Annotated in this window: 19 protein-coding genes and 2 tRNA genes; 4 read left to right on the forward strand and 17 right to left on the reverse strand. The window is 70.5% G+C overall.

Going from position 1 to position 20,597, the window contains the following annotated elements; translation table 11 throughout:
* Positions 1–13: 13 nt before the first annotated feature.
* Complete coding sequence (locus ACIWQI_RS08995; RefSeq protein WP_396656816.1) at positions 14–1,426, reverse strand: FAD-binding oxidoreductase; 1,413 nt, start codon at positions 1,424–1,426, stop codon at positions 14–16.
* A gap of 156 nt (positions 1,427–1,582) precedes the next feature.
* Between ACIWQI_RS08995 and ACIWQI_RS09000 the strand changes: the two genes are divergently transcribed.
* The gene (locus ACIWQI_RS09000) at positions 1,583–4,051 is read left to right on the forward strand and encodes an ATP-binding protein (protein WP_396656817.1); all 2,469 of its coding nucleotides are present in this window, start codon (positions 1,583–1,585) and stop codon (positions 4,049–4,051) included.
* Between the two features lie 21 nt (positions 4,052–4,072).
* Here the strand turns inward: ACIWQI_RS09000 and ACIWQI_RS09005 are convergent, their stop codons facing one another.
* Genes ACIWQI_RS09005 through ACIWQI_RS09015 form a run of 3 tightly spaced genes read right to left on the reverse strand, consistent with a single transcriptional unit; the run spans position 4,073 to position 6,218 of the window.
* Entirely contained in the window at positions 4,073–5,398 is a 1,326-nt protein-coding gene (locus ACIWQI_RS09005; RefSeq protein WP_396656818.1) for an MFS transporter, read from the reverse strand.
* Positions 5,395–5,610, reverse strand: coding sequence for a hypothetical protein (locus ACIWQI_RS09010; RefSeq protein ID WP_396656819.1), 216 nt, complete (start codon positions 5,608–5,610; stop codon positions 5,395–5,397). The genes ACIWQI_RS09005 and ACIWQI_RS09010 overlap by 4 nt, the downstream gene beginning before the upstream one ends.
* Positions 5,607–6,218, reverse strand: coding sequence for a helix-turn-helix domain-containing protein (locus ACIWQI_RS09015; RefSeq protein ID WP_396656820.1), 612 nt, complete (start codon positions 6,216–6,218; stop codon positions 5,607–5,609). Before ACIWQI_RS09015 ends, ACIWQI_RS09010 begins: the two co-directional genes overlap by 4 nt.
* Before the next feature lie 93 nt (positions 6,219–6,311).
* Here ACIWQI_RS09015 and ACIWQI_RS09020 point away from each other — a divergent pair, with 93 nt between their 5' ends.
* Positions 6,312–8,366 (forward strand): M3 family metallopeptidase, encoded by a 2,055-nt coding sequence (locus ACIWQI_RS09020; protein WP_396656821.1) that lies wholly within the window; start codon positions 6,312–6,314, stop codon positions 8,364–8,366.
* On the opposite strand, the gene ACIWQI_RS09025 is transcribed toward ACIWQI_RS09020, so the two are convergent.
* The 7 genes from ACIWQI_RS09025 to ACIWQI_RS09055 all read right to left on the reverse strand — a co-directional run bounded on the left by ACIWQI_RS09025 (position 8,367) and on the right by ACIWQI_RS09055 (position 14,265).
* Positions 8,367–9,473 carry an epoxide hydrolase family protein gene (locus ACIWQI_RS09025; RefSeq protein ID WP_396656822.1) on the reverse strand — a complete coding sequence of 369 codons (1,107 nt, stop codon included), beginning with the start codon at positions 9,471–9,473 and terminating at the stop codon, positions 8,367–8,369. It abuts the gene before it with no gap.
* Between the two features lie 28 nt (positions 9,474–9,501).
* Positions 9,502–10,770, reverse strand: a complete 1,269-nt coding sequence (clpX, locus tag ACIWQI_RS09030) for an ATP-dependent Clp protease ATP-binding subunit ClpX (protein ID WP_396656823.1) — start codon at positions 10,768–10,770, stop codon at positions 9,502–9,504.
* Positions 10,771–10,854: 84 nt separating this feature from the next.
* Positions 10,855–11,529, reverse strand: a complete 675-nt coding sequence (locus ACIWQI_RS09035) for an ATP-dependent Clp protease proteolytic subunit (protein ID WP_396656824.1) — start codon at positions 11,527–11,529, stop codon at positions 10,855–10,857.
* Positions 11,530–11,557: 28 nt separating this feature from the next.
* Positions 11,558–12,142, reverse strand: coding sequence for an ATP-dependent Clp protease proteolytic subunit (locus tag ACIWQI_RS09040; RefSeq protein ID WP_396656825.1), 585 nt, complete (start codon positions 12,140–12,142; stop codon positions 11,558–11,560).
* Between the two features lie 152 nt (positions 12,143–12,294).
* A complete protein-coding gene (tig, locus tag ACIWQI_RS09045; protein WP_396656826.1) occupies positions 12,295–13,659 on the reverse strand; it encodes a trigger factor in 1,365 nt (454 codons plus the stop codon).
* 72 nt (positions 13,660–13,731) lie between these two features.
* A tRNA-Pro gene (locus ACIWQI_RS09050) sits at positions 13,732–13,805 on the reverse strand.
* 49 nt (positions 13,806–13,854) lie between these two features.
* Positions 13,855–14,265, reverse strand: coding sequence for a nuclear transport factor 2 family protein (locus ACIWQI_RS09055; protein WP_396656827.1), 411 nt, complete (start codon positions 14,263–14,265; stop codon positions 13,855–13,857).
* 94 nt (positions 14,266–14,359) lie between these two features.
* On the opposite strand from ACIWQI_RS09055, the gene ACIWQI_RS09060 reads away from it, so the two are divergent.
* Positions 14,360–14,433: transfer RNA gene (locus ACIWQI_RS09060), tRNA-Gly, on the forward strand.
* Between the two features lie 38 nt (positions 14,434–14,471).
* Here the strand turns inward: ACIWQI_RS09060 and ACIWQI_RS09065 are convergent.
* Genes ACIWQI_RS09065 through ACIWQI_RS09080 form a run of 4 tightly spaced genes read right to left on the reverse strand, consistent with a single transcriptional unit; the run spans position 14,472 to position 17,805 of the window.
* Positions 14,472–14,744 carry a hypothetical protein gene (locus ACIWQI_RS09065; RefSeq protein ID WP_396656828.1) on the reverse strand — a complete coding sequence of 91 codons (273 nt, stop codon included), beginning with the start codon at positions 14,742–14,744 and terminating at the stop codon, positions 14,472–14,474.
* 1 nt (position 14,745) lies between these two features.
* A complete protein-coding gene (locus ACIWQI_RS09070) occupies positions 14,746–15,123 on the reverse strand; it encodes a hypothetical protein (protein WP_396656829.1) in 378 nt (125 codons plus the stop codon).
* Positions 15,120–15,659, reverse strand: coding sequence for a gamma carbonic anhydrase family protein (locus tag ACIWQI_RS09075; RefSeq protein ID WP_396656830.1), 540 nt, complete (start codon positions 15,657–15,659; stop codon positions 15,120–15,122). Before ACIWQI_RS09075 ends, ACIWQI_RS09070 begins: the two co-directional genes overlap by 4 nt.
* Positions 15,660–15,669: 10 nt before the next feature.
* A complete protein-coding gene (locus ACIWQI_RS09080) occupies positions 15,670–17,805 on the reverse strand; it encodes an acyltransferase family protein (RefSeq protein WP_396656831.1) in 2,136 nt (711 codons plus the stop codon).
* Between the two features lie 117 nt (positions 17,806–17,922).
* On the opposite strand from ACIWQI_RS09080, the gene ACIWQI_RS09085 reads away from it, so the two are divergent.
* On the forward strand, positions 17,923–18,405 hold the full coding sequence (locus ACIWQI_RS09085) for a Dps family protein (RefSeq protein WP_396656832.1): 483 nt from the start codon (positions 17,923–17,925) through the stop codon (positions 18,403–18,405).
* A 17-nt stretch (positions 18,406–18,422) separates the two neighbouring features.
* Here ACIWQI_RS09085 and ACIWQI_RS09090 read toward each other — a convergent pair whose 3' ends face one another.
* A complete protein-coding gene (locus ACIWQI_RS09090) occupies positions 18,423–19,931 on the reverse strand; it encodes an amidohydrolase family protein (protein WP_396656833.1) in 1,509 nt (502 codons plus the stop codon).
* The gene (locus tag ACIWQI_RS09095; protein WP_396656834.1) at positions 19,928–20,578 is read right to left on the reverse strand and encodes an FMN-binding negative transcriptional regulator; all 651 of its coding nucleotides are present in this window, start codon (positions 20,576–20,578) and stop codon (positions 19,928–19,930) included. The genes ACIWQI_RS09090 and ACIWQI_RS09095 overlap by 4 nt, the downstream gene beginning before the upstream one ends.
* Between the last annotated feature and the right edge of the window lie 19 nt (positions 20,579–20,597).

Raw genomic sequence — 20,597 nt, forward strand, 5'->3', positions numbered from 1 at the left:
CTGGCGGGTCGGATCATCCGGCCGGCGGGATGTTCTGGTTGAACCGGAAGACGTTCTCCGGGTCGTACCGGCCCTTGATCGCTGCGAGGCGGTCGTACGTCGTGCCCGGATAGGCATCCCGCACCCGGTCGGCTCCCTCGTTCTCGAGGAAGTTGACGTAGACGCCTGACCCCTCCGTGCGCAGGATGTCCCACATCGCCATGGTCCACGCCTCGTGCGGTGCCGGATCCTCGTCGGCGTCGAGCCACACAGCGATGGCCGCCACGAAGTACCGCCGCTGCCGGTGCGCGAACGCGGTGGCATCGGGTGCGACCCGCCCGAAGGCGCCGCCGAGGCCGCGCAGGTGGATCAGGTTGAACGGGGACGGCCCGCTCTCGGCGCCGGCGATCATCGCGTCGATCGCATCGTCGCTGAGCTCGTCGGCGAACATCATCCGGATCGACGCGGCATGCGGTTCGGCCAGATGCGCCGTGAACTCGTAGATCGCCGGGTACGGGATCCAGCTCACGAGGTCGGCGATCGGCGTCGCCAGCGCCCGCAGCGGGGCCAGCGCCAGCTCGCCGTCCTCGGCGGTGCCGCACCAGGCGACGAGCACCATGAGGACAGGCTTTCCCACCCACTCGGGGGGCACGAACGGCAGCTCCGGGGCGGTGGTGAGGTCGGCGAGCGTCGTGAGCTCGTCGGGAGCGGCCACCACGTGATCGAGGTAGCCGCGGACCACCTCGTGCGTGGCCGGAAGCACGAGCAGGCCGCCGAGGATGTGGCTGACCGGCGCGAGGCGGTACGTGAACTCCGTGACGATGCCGAGGTTGCCGCCCCCGCCCCGGATCGCCCAGAACAGGTCCTCGTGCTCGGTCGGGTCGGCCGTGACGATCCGCCCGTCGGCGGTGACCACCTGCGCCGAGAGGAGGCTGTCGATCGTGAGGCCGTACTTGCGCACGAGGTACCCGATGCCGCCGCCCGTGGTCAGTCCCCCGATGCCGACGGACTGGGTGTCCCCGGTGGTCAGGGCAAGACCGTGCTCGTGGGCAGGGCCGGCGAGGTCGCCGGAGGTCGCCCCGGGCTCGACCCGAGCGATCCGCGTGTCGGGGTCGATCTGGATGCGCTTCATCTGCGACAGGTCGATGACCAGCGCATCGTCGACCACACTGAGGAGCGGGATGCTGTGACCGCCGCTGCGCACGGCGATCGGCAGGTCATGAGTCCGCGCGAACGTGACGGCCGCCGCGACGTCCTGGGCGTCTTCGGCGCGCACGATCGCGGCGGGGAAGCGGTTCGAGCGCAGCGAGACGGTCCGTCGTGCGACGTCGTACTCGGGGTCGCCGATGGTGAGGACCGTGCCTCTGAGCTGCGATCGCAGGCCGGCGAACCGGTCCGGATGGGTCGTGCGCCGGGGGTCTGCGAGCGAGGTGGCGGTGTCGAACATGTGGAGTGCTCCGATCAGGTGCGGGTCTGAAACCGGTGCGTGAGCGCCGGTGTTCTCAGTGTTCTTCCGGGCGCCGCGGCATCCCACCCACATGTCCCCCACACCTGCCCACACCTTGACCAACACACGGCGGCGTGCGCCGTCTATCGTGTGTCCATGGAGGCCGGAACGCAGAACGGCTTCGGCGCACGGCTGCGACGCCACCGCGAGGCCGCGGGGCTCTCGCAGGAGCGCCTGGCCGAGCGCGCCGGCATCTCGGCGAACGCCGTCGGGGCGTTGGAGCGCGGCGAGCGGACCCGGCCCTACCCCGACACCGTCCGGCGTCTCGCCGACGCTCTGGGGCTCGACGATGCCCAGCGCACGGAGCTGGCCCACGCCGTCCGGGACGGCGACCGCGAGCAGGACCGCGGCGCGAGCGCGCCCGCCCGCGCCGTCCTGCCCGGCGAGCCCACGCCGCTGATCGGCAGGGACGGTGAGATCGCGCAGCTGCGGGAGCTGCTGCGCGAGCCCGGCTCGCGCATCCTGACGCTTGTCGGACCGGGCGGAGCAGGCAAGACCCGGCTGGCGCTGCGTCTTGCCCACCTGACGGCGGCCGAGCAGCCGGACGACGTGGTCTGGGTCGAGCTGGCCCCGGTTGCCGACCCCGGCCTGGTCATCGCGACGATCGCGCGCGCCGTGGGGCTGGATGCCTCGGGCCCCGATGCCGGCGAGGCCGTGCTGGGCTCGTGGTTCCGCAACCGGCGCTCGCTGCTGGTGCTCGACAACGTGGAGCACGTCCTCGACGCCGTTCCGGGCCTTCTCCGCCTCCTGGACGCCTGCCCCGGCCTGCAGTCCGTGGCCACCAGCAGATCCCCGCTCGGGGTGCGCGGGGAGCGCGAGTTCCCGGTGCCCCCGCTCGCGGTGCCGCCGGCCGACCCCCGGGCCCTCGAGGGCGACCCGGTGGACTATGCGGCGGTGCAGCTGTTCGTCTGGCAGGCGCGACAGCGGAATCCGGACTTCGCGCTCACCGCTGATCGGGCGGCGGCCATCGGCGCGATCTGCCGCCGCCTGGACGGCCTGCCGCTCGCGCTCGAGCTGGTCGCCGCGCGCACCAGGCTCCTGGAGCCGGAAGAGCTGCTCGGGCGCCTCGACAACCTCATGCCGCTGCTCGTGGGCGGAGCCAGGGACCTGCCGGAGCGGCAGCGCACCATGCGCGCCGCCATCGCCTGGAGCGAAGAGCTGCTCGCCCCCGAGGAGGGCGCCCTGTTCCGGCGGATGTCCGTGTTCGCCTCGGGGGCGACGCTGGAAGCGGTCGCCGCCGTCAGCGACGATGATCCGCCCGCGGCGGAGGAGGTCCTCGAGCTGCTCGAGGCGCTGGCAGGGCAGTCCCTGATCACGGTGAGCCGGGGCGGTGACGCGACGCGCTACGGAATGCTCGAGCCGATCCGGCAGTTCGCCCGGGAGCGGCTGGCGCACGCCGCCGAAGACGAATCCACCCGCCGGCGCCACGCCCGCTACTTCTGCGACCTCGCCGAGCGGGCCGCGCAGGAGCTGGAGGGCAGATCCGATCAGGCCCTCTGGGCGGATCGGCTCGAGCGAGAGCTGGACGATCTTCGGGCGGCCCTGGACTGGACCGAGCGCACGCCGGACGGGGCGGCCACGGGGCTCCGGCTCGCCACGGCGCTGTGGCGATTCTGGGAGATGCGCTGGCTCGTCGACGAGGGGCTCGCCCGGCTCGCGACGGCTCTCGCCAGGACGGATGGGCTGGCGCCGACGATGCGGGCGAACGCGCTGACTGCGGCCGGCAACCTGGCCCGGGATGCCGCCGACTATGAACGGGCCACCGCGTACCACGAGGAGTGCTACCGGATCCGGCGCAACCTCGGTCTCGTGCGGGAGGTCGCGGTGTCCCTCAACAACCTCGGCGTGATCGCGCGGGACCAGGGCAACGCCGTGCGCACGAGGACGCTGTGCCAGGAGAGCCTCGAGCTGTTCCGCCGTGCGGGCGATCAGCACGGCAGCGCCATCGCGCTCATCAGCCTCGGTCTGGCGGCGGGCCGGCTCGACGACTCGGCGACCGCACGATCATGCCTCGAGGAGAGCCTCGCGCTCTTCCGCGCGGAGGGCGACCTCTGGCACACGGCTTGGGTGTCGATCTATCTCGCCGACCAGCTCGTCCGCGACCACGACATCGAGGCGGCGCGATCGCTGGCGCACGAGGGACTCCGGCTGCACCGGCAGACCCGCGACGCGTGGGGTGTCGCGGCAGCGCTCACGGCACTCGGAAAGGCAGACGAGGCCGAGGGGATGCTGTCCTCGGCCGGGCGGCGCTTGATCGAGGCGCTGGAGGCGGCGGCAGAGGCCCGAGTGGAGCGTGCGATCCCCACCGGGCTCGACGACCTCGCCGAGGTGCTCCTGCGCAGCGGCGAGCCGCACCGCGCGGCGCGCCTCGCAGGCGCCGCCCACGCACTGCGGGGTGCCGGGCGGCGGGGCCGCGCGCCGGCCCCGCCGCCCGACCAGGATGCGCTCGGGCAGGCGCTTCGCGCCGAGGAGCTGCGGCACGCCTGGGCCGAGGGCGAGCAGTTGTCCCGTGACGACGCCCTGCGCGAGGCCGCCCAGGCCGTCGACGCGATCGACGACCGCTGATCGAGGCGCCCCGCGACGACGTCACCGCGACGGCGTCTTCTCGCGACGGCTCTCTTCGGCGTCCGCACCCGCGCGGCGGGTGCCCACCAGCAGCAGGTGCGCGGCAGCCGCCGTGGCGGCCAGCGACAGCACGCCCGCGACGAGGAAGGGCAGGCGCAGATCCACGCGGGCGACGAATCCTCCGATGATGGCGGCGACCGGGAACAGGCCCCAGGTGACGGTTCGGATGATGCCGAGCACGCGGCCGAACAGGGGCCCGGGCACCAGCTGCTGTCGCAGCGCGCCCCAGGGCACGTTCCACACCGAGATCGCGCAGGCCAGCAGTGCGTAGGCGAGCACCCCGGTGATGGCACCGGGTGCGACGCCCGTCAGCAGCAGCCCCACCCCGGCGATCAGATGCGCGCTGAACATGACCCGCGCACGCCCGAAACGCGACACCAGACTCGCCGCGATCAGCGAGCCGATCAGGGCACCCAGACCGATGCCTGCAGTGACGAAGCCGATGGCGACCTCGGGGATGCCGAACGTGTCGAGGAACAGCAGGATGCTCGCAGCCTGGGCGAAGGCGAACACGCTGCCGATGAAGGAGGTGAAGATCACCATCGCGCGCAGGTAGCGGTGCCGCCACAGGAAACGCAGCGCCTCGCGCGCAGGGGCGGCACCGGCGGCGGCGACCTCCGGCACCGAGTCGGGGTTTCGCAGTGGGCGGGCCGCGCTCAGCGGAAGCAGCAGCGCGAGCGCGACCGGCACGACATAGCCCACCGCCCCGACCCACAGCGGCAGGGCCAGCGACACCGCGAACAGGACGCCCGCGATCGGCGTCGCGATGAAGCTGTCGATCGTCACCTGCGCCGCCTGCATCCGCCCGTTGGCGCGGTCCAGCTGCGCGCGGGTCACGAGATTCGGGATTGCGGCGCTGGACGCATTGTCGAACAGCGTCTCGCCGAGCCCGAACACCAGCACGCCGGCGAACAGCCACCAGATGCTCAGCTGCCCGGTCACGGTGAGGACGGCGAGCACGAGGGCCACCGCGCAGCGGATCCCGTTGGCCAGAGCCATGATGCGGCGGCGATCGAAGCGGTCCACGAGCATCCCCGCCGGAAGCCCGAACACCAGCCAAGGGAGGAACGCGAGTGCCCCCAGGACCGCGATCGCCATCGGATCGCGCGTCAGCGTCGTGGCGATCAGCGGCACCGCCGTCCGGCCGACTCCGTCGGCGAGGTTGCTGAAGGCGGCTGCGGTCCAGAGCTTGCCGAAGGCCCGGCCCAGCGGTGCGCGACGAGAGCCCTCCTGCACAGCGGACGGGCCGCCGTCGCGCACCGGGGGCACCGGTGGGGCATCGCTCATCGCGGGAGGATGCCCACGGCGCCGAGGGCCTGCGCGTCGCGCCGACGCTCGGTGGAACGGGTCTGCGCTGCGGCCGTCGTCGTCGCCGAGGCGCGACGCGCGAGGTGCGAGATCGCGTAGGCCTCGATGCCGCGGGCCGTGCGCAGCAGAAGTCGCTCGGTGGAGCTGGGGGCGGCGCAGCGCACGCGCGACGCGTCCATGTAGACGGTCATGTCAGGTTCCCTTCCGTCGGAAGCGGGAAGATGTCTGCTCGGATGGTGACCGGACGGACGTTGTCTGCGTCCTGGTGTCGATAGGCGTCGACGGTCTCGTCGATGATCGCCTGGATGCGCTGCGTGAGCTCGCTCAGCTGCTCGGGCGTCAGACGTGCTGTCGCGGTGGAGAGCATGGAGACTTCGCGCCATTCGTCGTCGGCGCCGCGCAGACCCTCGCTGAGGTATCGCAGCAGCTGCTGGTGCCGGCGGTTCATGTACTCGGTGATCACGACCTGGGTCGCCGCACGCCCGGAGGGCGTCTTCAGCGCTTCCGGGTTGCCGAAGCTGACCGGACCGACCGGACGCTCCCACCAGCGCTCCCGCGCGCTGCCTCGTCCCTCCACCTCGCGGATGAGGTCATGCTTCGCAAGTGCGCGAAGGTGGTAGCTCGTGGCGCCGGTCGACTCCCCCGTCCGCTCGGCGAGCGTGCTGGCGGTCTGCGCGCCGTACTGGCTGAGGATGTCGTAGATCTGCACCCGGAGCGGGTGGGCCAGTGCGCGCAGGGCCCCCGCGTCGAGGACGCGGACGTTCTCTTCGTGGGATGCTCCCGGCTTCTTCTCCGCCATGACTGCAAAGATACCTTTGCATCTTGTCCTTTGCAAGGATTTCTTTGCAAGTGTTTCTTTGCAGCACGATCGACGCCCATTACGCTGGTGGCCATGACCGACGCCGAGAACCCGCTGCTCGCTCCCAGCGACCTGCCCTATGGCCTCCCCCGCTACGATCTGATCCGGCCCGAGCACTACCTGCCGGCGTTCGAGCGGGCCTTCGCCGAGCACCTGCAGGAGATCGCCGCCATCACGCGGGTGCGGTCCATGCCGACCTTCGAGAACACGATGGTTCCGCTGGAGGCGGCGGGCGGGCTGCTCGACCGGGTCGCACGCACCTTCTACACGGTCAGCTCCGCCGACGCGACGCCGGCGATCCAGGAGATCGAGGAGACGCTGGCGCCCCTCATGTCCGCGCACGAGGACGCCATCCGCCTCGACGCGCAGCTGTACTGGAGGATCCGGACGCTGCATGAACAGCTCGACGGCCTCGACCTCAGCCCGGAGCAGCGATACCTCGTCGAGCGGCACCACCGCGAGATGACGCATGCGGGCGCCGCGCTCGACGAGGACCAGAAGCGGACGCTCGTCGACCTCAATCAGCGCCTCGCCTCCTTGACGACGACGTTCGAGAAGCACCTGCTCGCCGACACGAACGAGCTTGCGGTCGTCTTCGACAGCGTCGACGAGCTGAGCGGTCTGAGCGAAGCCGAACTCTCGGCGGCCGCGCAGGCGGCCGCTGACCGGGGCCTGGAAGGCAGGTACGCCGTGACGCTCACCCTGTTCACAGGTCACCCCCACCTGGCGAGCCTCACCGATCGCGAGAGCCGGCGGCGGATCATGGATGCCTCCCGCGCACGCGGCTCGCGCGGCGGCGCGAACGACAACCGAGAGACGCTGCTGGAGATCGTCCGCCTGCGTGCCCAGCGTGCGCGACTGCTCGGATACGCCACGCACGCCGAGTACGTCACCTCAGACCAGACCGCGGGCAGTCCCGAGGCCGTGCACGCCATGCTCCGCCGTCTCGCAGTCCCGGCGGCCGCCAACGCGCGTCGCGAGCAGGAGGCGCTGCAGCGCCTCATCGACGAGCAGCCGGAGCCCTTCACCCTCGAGGCGCACGATTGGGCGTTCGTGACCGAGAAGGTTCGCACCGCGACCTACGACATCGACACCGCGTCGCTGCGGCCCTGGTTCGAGGCCGGGTCGGTGCTGCAGGACGGAGTGTTCCACGCGGCGACCCAGCTGTACGGCATCACCTTCACCGAGCGGACCGAGCTGCCGGCGTACCACCCGGACGCACGCGTGTTCGAGGTCCGCAACGCCGACGGATCCGCGCTCGGGCTGTACGTGCTCGACCTGTACACGCGCGACACCAAGCGCGGCGGCGCGTGGATGAACTCGATCGTGACCCAGTCGGAGCTGCGCGGGACGGCCCCGGTGGTCGTGAACAACCTGAACGTGCCCAAGCCCGCGCCGGGGCAGCCCACGCTGCTGACCCTCGACGAGGTGACCACCCTGTTCCACGAGTTCGGGCATGCCCTGCATGGCCTGTTCGCCACCGTCACCTACCCGCACTTCGGCGGCACCGCGGTCTTCCGCGACTTCGTGGAGTTCCCGAGCCAGGTCAACGAGATGTGGATCTTCTGGCCCGATGTGCTCGCCAACTACGCGAAGCACATCGACACCGGGGAGCCGCTGCCGGCTGACGTGGTCGACCGACTCCGCGACTCCGAGACGTTCAACCAGGGCTTCGCCACCAGCGAGTACCTGGCCGCCGCCTGGCTGGATCAGGCCTGGCACTCGCTGACCGCGGAGGAGGCGGAGGCCGACATCGACGTCGCCGCGTTCGAGGCATCCGCTCTGGCCGACATCGGCCTCGACAACCCGGCGGTGCCCCCGCGCTACTCGTCGACCTACTTCGCGCACGTGTTCTCGGGCGGGTACAGCGCGGGCTACTACTCGTACATCTGGAGCGAGGTGCTCGATGCCGACGCGGTCGAGTGGTTCCGCGAGAACGGCGGCCTGGAGCGTGCCAACGGGGACCGCTTCCGCGCGCGGCTGCTCGGCGTGGGCGGCTCGAAGGACCCGCTCGAGGCATATCGCGACTTCCGAGGCCGGGATGCCGAGATCGATCCGCTCCTGAAACGGCGCGGCCTCGCGGCCTGATCACGGCAGCAGGCCGAGTTCGCGCGCGAAGGCGCGCGTCCGGTCAGCCATGGCCGCCGGCACCTCGGCGACCGTGAAGTGACCACCCTCGGCGAGCCGCTCGAACATCCGCAGGTCGCGGTAGAAGGCGCGCACGACCGATTCGGGGTTGTCGTGCTCGTGCCGCTGGATGAAGACTGCCGCGGGCACCTCCACAGGCGGCACGACCGCGTCCTTTCCGTCGAAATAGGGGCGGAAGGATGTCGCGATGCTCTGCGTCGCCCAGTAGATGGTCGCCTCGGTGAGGATCCGCTCGCGCGCGATCCGTCGCTCCACCTCGCGTGGCCGACCCTCCGGCGTGTCACTCCATTCCACGAGCTTCTCGGTGAGCCAGGCGACCAGTCCCGTCGGCGAGTCGTTCAGCGCCGCCGCCAGCGTGTCGGGCCTCGTGCCCTGCACATGGGCGTACCCGGCCTGGTCGTACCACCCCTCCTTCAGCCTCCGGTAGAAGGCGTGGGCGTCCGCGTCGGCGGCATCGCGCTCGGCCTTCGGCAGGAAGTGGGCGTGGGTGACGATGATCCCGGCGACGGCTCGGGGGTGCCTGGCCGCGATGAGGTCGCCCACGTTGGCGGTGACGTCCTCACCGTAGGTCAGCCAGCGCTCGTAGCCGAGCACGTCCGTCATCAGGGCGTGCATCAGCTGTGCCATCCGCTCTTCGGTCAGCGGATCGCCCAGCGGCGGCGAGAATCCGAAGCCCGGCAGGCTCGGCGCCACCACGTGGAAGTCGGGCAGCAGGTCGGCGAAGTCCAGCTGGAGGGAGAAGGTGTGCGGCCAGCCGTGCATCAGCAGCAGCGCGGGAGCGTTCGCGCGCTCCGCCCGCCGATGCACGAAGTGGATCGTCGCGTCGCCGACCTCGGCGAGGAACTGGGGATGATCGTTCAGCCACCTCTCGCGCGAGCGCCAATCGAAGTCGATCCAAGACGACACCAGTTCGCGCAGATACTCGGCGTCCATCCCCGACACCGGCCGCCTCGGCGAGTCCGGGAGGAGACGAGCCCGCGACAGGCGAGCGCGCAGGTCGTCGAGGACGGGGTCGGGAAGGTCGATGCGGAAGGGGCGAGGCGGCACCCGCTCACGGTAGCGGCGCCCTCAGACGTCAGGCGCTCTTGCGCTTCTGCCGCAGCACGAGGGTGGGTGCGGCGCCCTCCTCCACGGAGGCGCGGGTCACGATGGCCTTGTCCACGTCCTCGGTGGAGGGGATCTCGAACATGATCGGGCCCAGGACGTCCTCGAGGATCGCCCGCAGGCCACGGGCGCCGGTCTTGCGCGCCACGGCCAGGTCGGCGATCGCCTCGAGCGCGCCCTCCTCGAATTCGAGGGCGACGCCGTCGAGCTCGAACATCCGCTGATACTGCTTGACCAGGGCGTTCTTGGGCTCAGTGAGGATCTCCATCAGGGCCGCCTGATCCAGCGGCGAGACGGACGCGACGACGGGAAGACGACCGATGAACTCGGGGATGAGCCCGAACTTGTGCAGGTCTTCGGGGCGCACCTCGCCGAAGAGGTTCAGGTCTTCGTCCTTGCGGTGGAGGGATGCTCCGAACCCGACGCCGTGCCTGCCCACCCGCGCGGAGATGATGTCCTCCAGGCCCGCGAAGGCTCCCGCCACGATGAACAGGACATTCGTCGTGTCGATCTGGATGAACTCCTGGTGGGGATGCTTGCGTCCGCCCTGGGGCGGGACGGAGGCGACCGTGCCCTCGAGGATCTTCAGGAGCGCCTGCTGCACGCCCTCGCCCGAGACATCCCGGGTGATCGACGGGTTCTCGGCCTTGCGCGCGATCTTGTCGACCTCGTCGATGTAGATGATGCCGGTCTCGGCGCGCTTGGTGTCGAAGTCGGCCGCCTGCAGGAGCTTCAGAAGGATGTTCTCGACGTCTTCTCCGACGTACCCGGCCTCGGTGAGCGCCGTCGCGTCGGCGACCGCGAAGGGCACGTTCAGCCGCTTCGCGAGGGTCTGCGCCAGGTACGTCTTGCCGCACCCGGTGGGGCCGAGCAGGAGGATGTTGCTCTTGGCGATCTCGACCTCTTCGGCCTTCTGCTCGGCCGTCTGCAGGGTCCCGTGGGCGCGGACCCGCTTGTAGTGGTTGTAGACCGCCACCGACAGGGCGCGTTTGGCGTCGTCCTGCCCGACGACGTACTCCTCGAGGAACGCGAAGATCTCACGCGGCTTGGGCAGGTCGAAATCCGAGACGACGCCGGCCCCCTGCTCGGCGGCCCGCTCGTCGATGATCTCGTTGCACAGTTCGACGCACTCGTCGCAGATGTACACGCCGGGGCCCGCGATCAGCTGCTGCACCTGCTTCTGGCTCTTTCCGCAGAACGAGCACTTGAACAGGTCGGCGCTCTCACCGATGCGAGCCATCGTGCCTCCTCTGATGCGGATGCCCGGTGCCGGACGTTCCGAGCCTAATCGCTGGCGGGGACATCGGCGTGCATTGCGCGCGCGTCAGCTCGAGATCGCCTGCTGCCCTCGCTTGCGCGTGGTCAGCACCTGGTCGACCAGACCGTATTCGACGGCGTCCGCGGCGGAGAGGATCTTGTCGCGGTCGATGTCCCTGTTGACCTCCTCGACCGTCTTGTTCGAGTGCTTCGCCAGCGTCTCCTCCAGCCACGTGCGCATGCGCAGGATCTCGTTCGCCTGGATCTCGATGTCGGAGGCCTGGCCGTGACCGGCCTCGCCCATCGCGGGCTGGTGGATGAGGATGCGCGCATTCGGCAGCGCGAGCCGCTTGCCGGGTGCGCCGGCGGCCAGCAGCACCGCGGCGGCGGAGGCCGCCTGGCCGAGCACGACGGTCTGGATCTGCGGCGACACGTACTGCATCGTGTCGTAGATGGCCGTCATCGCGGTGAACGAGCCGCCGGGCGAGTTGATGTACATGATGATGTCGCGGTCGGGATCCTGCGACTCCAGCACGAGCAGCTGGGCCATCACATCGTCGGCGGAGGCGTCGTCCACCTGCACGCCGAGGAAGATCACGCGATCCTCGAAGAGCTTGTTGTACGGATCCTGGCGCTTGTAGCCGTAGGCGGTCCGCTCCTCGAACTGAGGGAGGATGTAGCGGCTGCCGGGGACCTGCAGCCCCTGCGGGGCGCTCGGGGTGCCGAAGGTGGGGGTGATCATTGCGGGTGTCTCTCTCTTTCGCCTTCGGTCAGTTCGCCGTGCCGCCGCCGCCGATGACGTCGGAGGCGGACTCGCGGATGTGGTCGACGAAGCCGTACTCGAGCGCCTCCTCGGCCGTGAACCACCGGTCCCGGTCGCCGTCGGCGTTGATCTGCTCGACCGTCTTGCCGGTCTGGGCCGCGGTGATCTCGGCGAGGCGCTTCTTCATGTCGAGGATCAGCTGGGCCTGCGTCTGGATGTCGCTGGCCGTGCCGCCGAAGCCGCCGTGGGGCTGGTGCAGCAGCACGCGCGCGTTGGGCGTGATGTAGCGCTTGCCCTTGGTCCCGGCGGTCAGCAGCAGCTGCCCCATCGACGCCGCCATGCCGATGCCGACGGTGACGATGTCGTTGGGCACGAACTGCATCGTGTCGTAGATCGCCATGCCTGCGGTGATGGAGCCGCCCGGCGAGTTGACGTACAGGTAGATGTCCTTCTGCGAGTCCTCTGCGGCCAGAAGCAGGATCTTGGCGCAGATCTCGTTCGCGTTCTCGTCGCGCACCTCCGACCCGAGCCAGATGATGCGGTCCTTCAGCAGGCGATCGAAGACGCTCTGCGCGACAAGGGGTTCGGCCATGTTCACTCCTGAATGGGTTGCGTGGCTTCGAATCTACCGGCGCGCATTCGGCGGTTCGCGCGTGTTCGCCCTGGGCAGAGCCGGGCCGGTCAGACGACGGATGCCTCGGCGCACACGTGCTGCCGAGGCATCCGATCGCGGGTCGGTGCCGCCTACCTGCCGGCGTCCTCCGCGTCGGCCGCGGCATCGGCGATCTCCTCGGCCTCCTCGACGACCTCGGCCTCGGCTTCGGCCTCGGTGTCGTCGGCGATGAACCCGGTGAGGTCGACCGGGGCGCCGTTGGTGTCGACCACCGTGACACGCCCCAGCGCGACGGCCAGGGCCTTGTTGCGTGCGACCTCGCCGACGAGCACGGGCAGCTGGTTGTTCTGCTGGATGATCTCGACGAACTCGTTCGGCGACATGCCGTACTGGGCGGCGGACTGGATGAGGTACTGGGTGAGCTCGTCCTGCGACACGTCCACGTCGGCGCTCTCCGCCACCGCGTCGAGGAGGATCTGCGTGCGGAACTGCTTCTCGCTCGCCTCCGTCACCTCGGCACGGTGCTCGTCGTCCTCCAGGCGCCCCTCGGCCTCGAGGTGGCGATGCACCTCGTCCTCGATGAGCGCCGGCGGCACCGGGATCTCCACCGACTCGAGCAGGTGCTCGACGAGCTTGTCGCGCGCGGCGGCACCCTGGGTGAAGGTCGACTGCTGGACCACGGTCTCGCTGAGGCTCGCGCGCAGCTCGTCGATGGTGTCGAACTCGCTGGCGATCTGTGCGAAGTCGTCGTCCGCCTCGGGCAGCTCGCGCTCCTTGACGCTCTTCACGGTCAGCGAGACCTCGGCCTCCTCGCCGGCGTGGTCGCCGCCGACCAGCGTCGAGCGGAAGGTCGTCTGCTCGCCCGCCGTCAGCGACTCGACGGCCTCGTCGATCCCGTCCAGCAGCTCACCGGAGCCGACCTCGTACGACACGCCCTCGGCGCGGTCGATCTCGGCGCCGTCGATGGTCGCGACCAGGTCGAGCTCGACGAAGTCGCCCGTGGACGCGGGGCGGTCGACGGTCACGAGCGTGCCGAAGCGGGCGCGCAGGCGGTCCAGCTCGGCATCGACGGACGCGTCGTCGACCTCGACGGCGTCGACGGTGATCGTGATGCCCTCGTAGTCGGGCAGCTCGAAGTCCGGGCGCACGTCGACCTCGATGTCGACGACGAGGTCGCCCGAGAAGTCCTTGTCGCTCGGCCACTCGGCGATGTCGGCGCTGGGCCGGCCGAGCACCTTCACGCCGTGCGCGGCGACGGCCTCGCGGTAGAAGCGGTCCAGCCCCTCGTTGACGGCGTGCTCGATCACCGCACCGCGGCCGATCCGCTGGTCGATGATCGGCGCCGGCACCTTCCCCTTGCGGAAGCCCGGGACCTGGACGTCCTGCGCGATGTGCTCGTAGGCGTGGGTGATGCTCGGCTTGAGCTCGTCCGGCGTGACCGTGATGTGCAGCTTCACGCGGGTGGGGCTGAGCTGCTCGACGGTGCTGTTCACCATTGCGTTCGTTCTCCTCGAGATGTGCCGCGCGCACGAGCGCGCCGCGGGTGAAGGTCTGTCTGGGGATCGTCGTCGGGGCGACAGGATTTGAACCTGCGGCCTCCCGCTCCCAAAGCGGGCGCTCTGCCAAGCTGAGCTACGCCCCGGATGCCGGAGCCGCGCATGCGCGCAGACGCCGAAACGACCTCGGCAAGTCTAGCCGACGCCGCCCGGGCCATCGTGGCCGTGCTCCGGCCGCATGGCCTCGACCCACTGCGCGCGCCATTCCGGCGCCGGGAACGGCTTGGTCCAGTAGGCCGTCTCCTTGGCGATCCTGCCGTCTCGCAGCTCGAAGATGAAGACCGCCTGGTAGGGGTCGCCGTCGCCGTAGTCGAGGTCCGCCTCGGCGACCCACAGGTCTCCCTCCCCGACGATCCGGCGCGGCGTCACGGTCGGCAGCTGCGGAAACGAGCCGTAGACCGCGCGGCGGTTGTCGCCGCCGACGATCCGCTCGCCCGACTGCGGCCACTCCATCACGGCGTCCTCATGGAAGACGTCGTCCATTCCCTTCACATCGCCCGCGTTGAGCGTCGCGACGAGTGCTTCCACGGTGTCCCTGCCCGACATGTCATACCCCTTCGTGAGTCCGCACGCGAACTGGCATGAAAGGAATGTCGTCAGCGGTGTACTACGATTGGTCGGTGCTCGTCAGAGGGCGCACGGGGATGTAGCTCAATGGTAGAGCCCCAGTCTTCCAAACTGGCAACGCGGGTTCGATTCCCGTCATCCCCTCCATGCGACGGCCCGGCGCGACATCGCCGGGCCGTTTCGCGTCACCGCAGCGCTTTGGACAGCGCCTCGATCTGCCGCAGCTCCTGAGCGGTGCCCGGCGGTATCGCCGGCGCGTCGATCGCCGCCGGATCGATCTGCTCCTCGAGCTCGGCGAGCTGGAGCAGCCCCGCGAGCTCGCGCAGCCCGGCTGCGATCCGCCGCGGGTTGGTCAGGGCGAGGTGGTCGTCGAGCACGAGGTACATCCCGAACCGCTCGTGGAACTCGGCTGCGAGCGTGCGCAGGTCGTCCGCCGCGATCATCTCGTCGATCCGCATCTCAGTCCTCCTCGTCGCTGTCGGCCAGCACCTGCCGGAAGCGCTCCGGCAGGACGACGTTCTCGGGCGCCCCGCGGAAGAACGGCGCCACCTGCTCCGGCGTGTGCCCTGCGATCCCGCAGCCGACCTCGGTCAGAAGGAAGCGCAGCTCGGGATGCCGGGCGGCGAAGGCGATGAAGCGCGCGGCCTGCTCCTGCAGCACACCCAGCCCCGACATCGAGTCGATGCCGTACGACTGCCCCTGCAGCCCCTCGGACCGCCCCCAGACCGCGCCGAACTGCCGGTGCGCCTGCCGCGCGGCCCCGCCGCCGTGGGCGCCGTGCGCGTTGGACCCGAAGACGAAGACCTCGCCGGGCGCCAGGGAGTCGTACCGCGTCACGCCGGCGTCGCCTCCACATGTTCGCCGAGGTGCTGCTCGCGGTACACGGCGGCGTTCTGCAGGAGTCCGGCGCGCTCCTGGTCGGTGAGCTCGCGACGGACCTTGCCCGGGACACCGGCCACGAGCGAGCCCGGCGGGATGTCGGCGCCCTCGAGCACCACCGCTCCGCCGGCGACGAGGCACCCCGCTCCGATGCGCGCGCCGTTGAGGACGACCGCTCCCATGCCGATCAGCGAACCGTCCCCGATCGTGCAGCCGTGGACGACCGCGTTGTGGCCGACCGACACGTTCTCGCCGATGACCACGGGCTTTCCGGCATCCACATGCACCGACACGTTGTCCTGGAGGTTGCTGCCGGCGCCGACGGTGATGGTGTCGCCGTCGGCGCGCAGCACGGCGTTGTACCAGACGCTGGCGCCGGGCCCGAGGGTCACGCCGCCGATCACCCGCGCACCGGAGGCGACGAACGAGTCGGGGGCGAGCTGGGGGGTCCTTCCCGCGACCGAGAGAATCGAGGCACCATCGGCGATCGTCATGCCATCGACCCTAACCGGTGGCGAGCGCCTCCTCGATGGCCGCCGTGTACCAGGGCGCGAGCGTGTCGACGAAGGTCACCGTCAGGTGATCCTGGTCGCGGTAGAGGTTCGCGCCGCCGACCACCGGGAAGCAGGCGGTCTCATCGCAGAACACGTCGGTGAAGTCGAGCAGCGTCACCCCGCCCGCGCCGGCAGCCGCCGCGACGACGGGGTCCTCGTGGAGCACTGCCGCCCGCGCGCCGACGCATTCGGCCTGCGTGCGGGTGCGCAGACACTTGTTGGGGTCGGTCTCCCAGGTCGGATTGTCCGCCACCGTGATCACGGGGATGCCGCGCTCGACGAGCTCCGCCCAGGCCTGCTGATACCCGGCCACGGCGGCGTCGAACGACGAGTCGTAGCCCGCCGACGAGAACGGGGTCGTGGCCAGCGAGGCGGTGAAGACGGCATCCAGCTCCATGTCCGCCAGCTTCGGCCGCACCGCGTCCCGCCACTGCCCGCAGGCCTGGCCGAAGGCGCCCGCCGCCGAGATCGGCGTCGTGCTCCACGGGCAGGCGCCCTTGAAGAACGTCACCAGCCTCCAGCCGTTCTCGTCCGCCATCCGCTGGAACGTGGGCAGCAGCTGATACGCGTGGCTGTCGCCGATGAGCGCGATGCGGGGCGCCCCGGGATCGTCCGATCCGAACTCGCACGAGACGGGCCGGGCGTCGTTGAGCTGCATGAAGCACTGCTCGTCGGAGGGCTGGTCGACCCCGGCGAACCCGGGGGCGGGGAGGATCGCGTCGCCCCAGGCGGTCTGGGCACACGCCTCCTCCAGCACGAACGCCGCACCGAAGCAGTCCGGCGGATTCTCGCGCAGCTCCTGGATCGCCTGCACGCCGTCCCGGTACGCGGGAGCGTTGACCGCCCAGGCCGCACCGGCGGTGGCACCCACCAGCACCATCGCCACCAGCGACGCCCACAGCGTGACCCGCGGGCGACGCGCGGTGAGCCCCTTCCACCGGCGCATCGGATCCTCGACGAAGCGCTTGGTCAGCCACGCCAGCACGAAGCAGAGCACGAGGAGAGCGAGCCGGTGGTAGATCGTCAGACCCCAGAACGGCACCGAGGGCGCGATGACGATGAGCGGCCAATGCCACAGGTAGAGGGAGTACGAGATGTCGCCGACGAACTGTGCCGGGCGCAGCGCGAGCACGCGCGTCGGATACCACCACCGGTCGGTGTTCGACGCGGCGATGATGGCCGCGGCGCCGAGCGTCGGAAGGAGTGCGGCGTAGCCGGGGAACGGGGTGAGGGCGTCGAACGTGAAGGCGACGTACACGAGCAGCAGGACGCCGCCCCAGCCGAGCACGAAGCTCGCACCGGGCTGCCGGATCCGCAGCAGCGGCACGAGCGCGATGAGCGCCCCCACCCCGAACTGCCACATGCGACCGAAGGTGACGAAGTAGGCGGGCGCCGGGTCGGTGAGCGTGAAGACGACACAGAAGGCGAAGGACACCACGGTGACGACACCCAGCGTCGCGACCACGGCGGTGCGGGCCCGCCCCGACAGCCACTTCACCGCGATCCATGCCGCCAGGAGCATGAGCAGCGGCCACATGACGTAGAACTGCTCCTCGAGCGACAGCGACCAGTAGTGCTGCACGGTGGTCGGGTCGCCGCCGTGATTGAGATAGTCGGCGGAGGTGAGGGCGAGGTACCAGTTCTCCACATAGAACGTGGAGGCGATGATCTCCTGCACCTCACCCGGCAGCGCCGAGGTCGGCATCAGGTAGGGCGACATGACGCACAGTGCGCAGAACAGCAGCACCAGGAGGGATGCCGGCAGCAGCCGTCGCGCGCGGCGCGCCCAGAACTGCGCCAGGCGGACGCCGCCGGTGGCGGTCAGCTCACGCATGAGGTGCCCCGTGATGAGGAATCCCGAGATGACGAAGAACACGTCGACGCCGACGTAGCCGCCCGGCAGCCGGCCCGGCCAGAAGTGATAGAGCACGACGAAGATGACCGCGATCGCGCGCAGCCCCTGCACGTGCGGGATGAACCGCGAGGGCTCGGCGTGCTCCGGCGACCGGTCCGCCGGCAGGTGTCGCCGCAGTCGACGGGGCTGGTCGAGATCCTGAGGTCCCAGGTCGTGATCGGCGGACGGCACCCATAGAACCTACCGTGTGAGCCTAGGCTGGGCTTGCTTGCGGAATGTTCTGCGCTGAGTAGCGTTGTCGTGGACAGGGCATGATCCGTCCGCGATCGCCCGAACGGAGGCGAGAACATGACCAAGACGCAGAGCACTCCCACGGCCGCAGTAGACCCCACGGTCGCCGCCGCCAGCGCTCAATTCCTCTCCCCCGTCGTGCTGAAGCTGCAGGCCCTGGCGGTCAACGGCAAGCAGGCCCACTGGAACGTGCGCGGCGCGAACTTCATCGCCATCCACGAACTGCTCGACTCGGTCGTGTCCCACGCGCAGGGCTGGGCCGACGAGGCGGCGGAGCGCATCGTCGCCCTGGGGCTGCCCGTCGACGCTCGGGTGAGCACCGTCGCCGGCAAGACCAGCTCGCAGGTGCAGGCCGGATTCGTGCAGTGGGAGCAGATGGTCCGCGACGTCATCGCCGACATCGACCCCATCGTCGCCGACCTGCAGACCGCGATCGACGGGCTCGACGAGGTCGACCTGACCAGCCAGGACATCGCGATCGCCATCAAGGAGGGCCTCGAGAAGGACCGCTGGTTCCTCGTCGCCCACCTCGCCGAGTAGGCAGGCGGCCGATCCTCTCACGCCACGTGCGTGAGACGTCCCGCGATCATCGTCGCGGCGACGCGCATGCCGCGCAGGGTCGGCTCATCCGCGCGCAGCGGATCGTGCTCGCACACCGTGAGGTCGGCGGGCGAGCCGGGCTCGACGACGGCGGCATCCGAGCCGGAGCCCGCATGCGTCGACGCCGCCAGCGCTGTGGCGGCCGGCAGACGCTGTTCGGGGCGCCAGGGCTCCCGCCCGTCGCGGGTGCGCCACACCGCGGCGGCGATGGCCGCCCATGGGTCCAGGGCCGCGACCGGCGCATCCGACCCGAACAGCAGCGTGGCACCCGCCTCCGCGAGGGCGCCCAGGGGGTAGGCGATCGCCGTCTGGGTGCTCCACACGGTGTCGGTGATGTCGCGATCGTCCATCGCATGCTCGGGCTGGACGCTGGCGGCGACACCCAGCCGGGCGAAGCGGGGGATGTCCGCATGTGCCACGAGCTGGGCGTGTTCGATCGTGCCCCAGGCGCCGGTCGCACCGAAGGCGTCCAGCGCGAAGCTGTTCGCGACGTCGCCGATCGCGTGGATGGCGCAGCGCAGTCCTCCGCCGGCAGCCGCCGTCATCAGCTCGACCAGTTCGACGTACGGGATGGTGAGCACCCCGCGATTGCCCGCCTCGCCGGCGTAGTCGTGCGAGCACGCGGCGGTGCGGGTGCCGAGCGAACCGTCCGTGATGGCCTTGAGCGGACCGACGCGAACCAGGTCGGAGTCCGTTCCGCGCACCCGGTCTCCGCTGCGCAGGCCTTCCGCGAGGGCGCGTGGAAGGTCCGCCGGGTAGACGCCGAACTCGACTCGGAGCGCGTCGAAGCCGCCGGCGAGACGGCGCGCCCAGGCACCCTCGTTCCACGCCATGTCGAGGTCCACGATCCCGACGACCCCCTTCGCCGCCGCGGCATCCGCCATCTGCGCCACGGCCAGGTCCGCGACACGCGGCCCGACGTCGTTGAGCCGCCGCGAGATCTCGAACGCCGGCGCCTCGCGCAGGATGCCGACGCCGTCCGGTTCGTGACCTTCGCGACGCAGCGCCGCGGTGTTGAGCCACACGCTGTGCAGGTCGGCGTTGATGAGGTAGGTCGGGATGTCGCCGGTCGCCGCGTCGAGGACGGCGAGGTCCGGGCGGTCGGACCAGGGGGCGTCGCGGTAGCCCGTGCCGACGCGGCGTCCGTCTGCGAGCACGGGCGCGGACGACATCAGGTGCGCGGCCTCGACCGCAGACGCGGCTGAGTCCAGGGGGTGTCGCTGCGCAGCGAGCGCCCACTGCACGGTGTGCACGTGATGGTCCCACAGCCCCGGTATCGCGAAGCCCCCTCCTGCATCGAGCACCGCGCCCCGCCGGTGCAGTGCGCCGGCAGGGGCGATGTCGGCGATCATCCCGTCCACGATGTGCAGATCGACCAGTCCGCCGCCGAACGGGTCGGATCGGTGCCGGCCGGTCAGGCGGGCATCGGCGATGACCGCGATGCCCTCGCCGCGCGCGGGCGTCACGATCGGGCGCCGCGGGCGGCGGCGCGCTGATCGTGCGCCCGACGCATCTCGGCCGCCAGTTCGGGCTGCGCGAACGGTCCGCTTCCGGACAGCTCGGCGATGACGGTCTCGACGATCTCGGCGGGCTTGTTCTGACTGAGCTTGCGCTTGGCCACGACGCGTGTGGGGGTCAGCCGGAAGCCGATCGTCCCCGTCGCCAGCTTCGCGACGAACTCCGGCGTATTCGGCGGACGCCACATCAGGCGAGGGTCGGGCAGGCGGCTCTCGAAGCGCTCCACCAGTCGGTCGAGCACCGCCAGATTCTCCTCGGGCGAAAGCAGCTCGGGCACGCCGGTGAGGTGGGCGGAGACGAAGTTCCAGGTCGGCACGGCTTCGACATCGCCGTACCAGCCCGGCGAGACGTACCCGTGCGGGCCCTGCACCACGACCAGGAGCTCGCGCTCGCCGAGGCCGTGGATCAGGTCGTCGGGGCGCCCGACGTGTCCGACGATCGTGAGGTCGTCGCGGGTCTCGTCCAGCAGCACCGCGTAGTGCGAGGCGACCAGCCCGTCATCGGTGTGGCTGACCAGCGTCACCCATGGGTGGCGGTCGATGAGGCGGCGCAGCTCGGCGACGTCGGTCACCGCGAAGCTCGGGTTCTGGCGCATGGGACCAGCCTAGGGGCGG

This window comes from Microbacterium sp. (assembly GCF_044508325.1).
Taxonomy (GTDB): domain Bacteria; phylum Actinomycetota; class Actinomycetes; order Actinomycetales; family Microbacteriaceae; genus Microbacterium.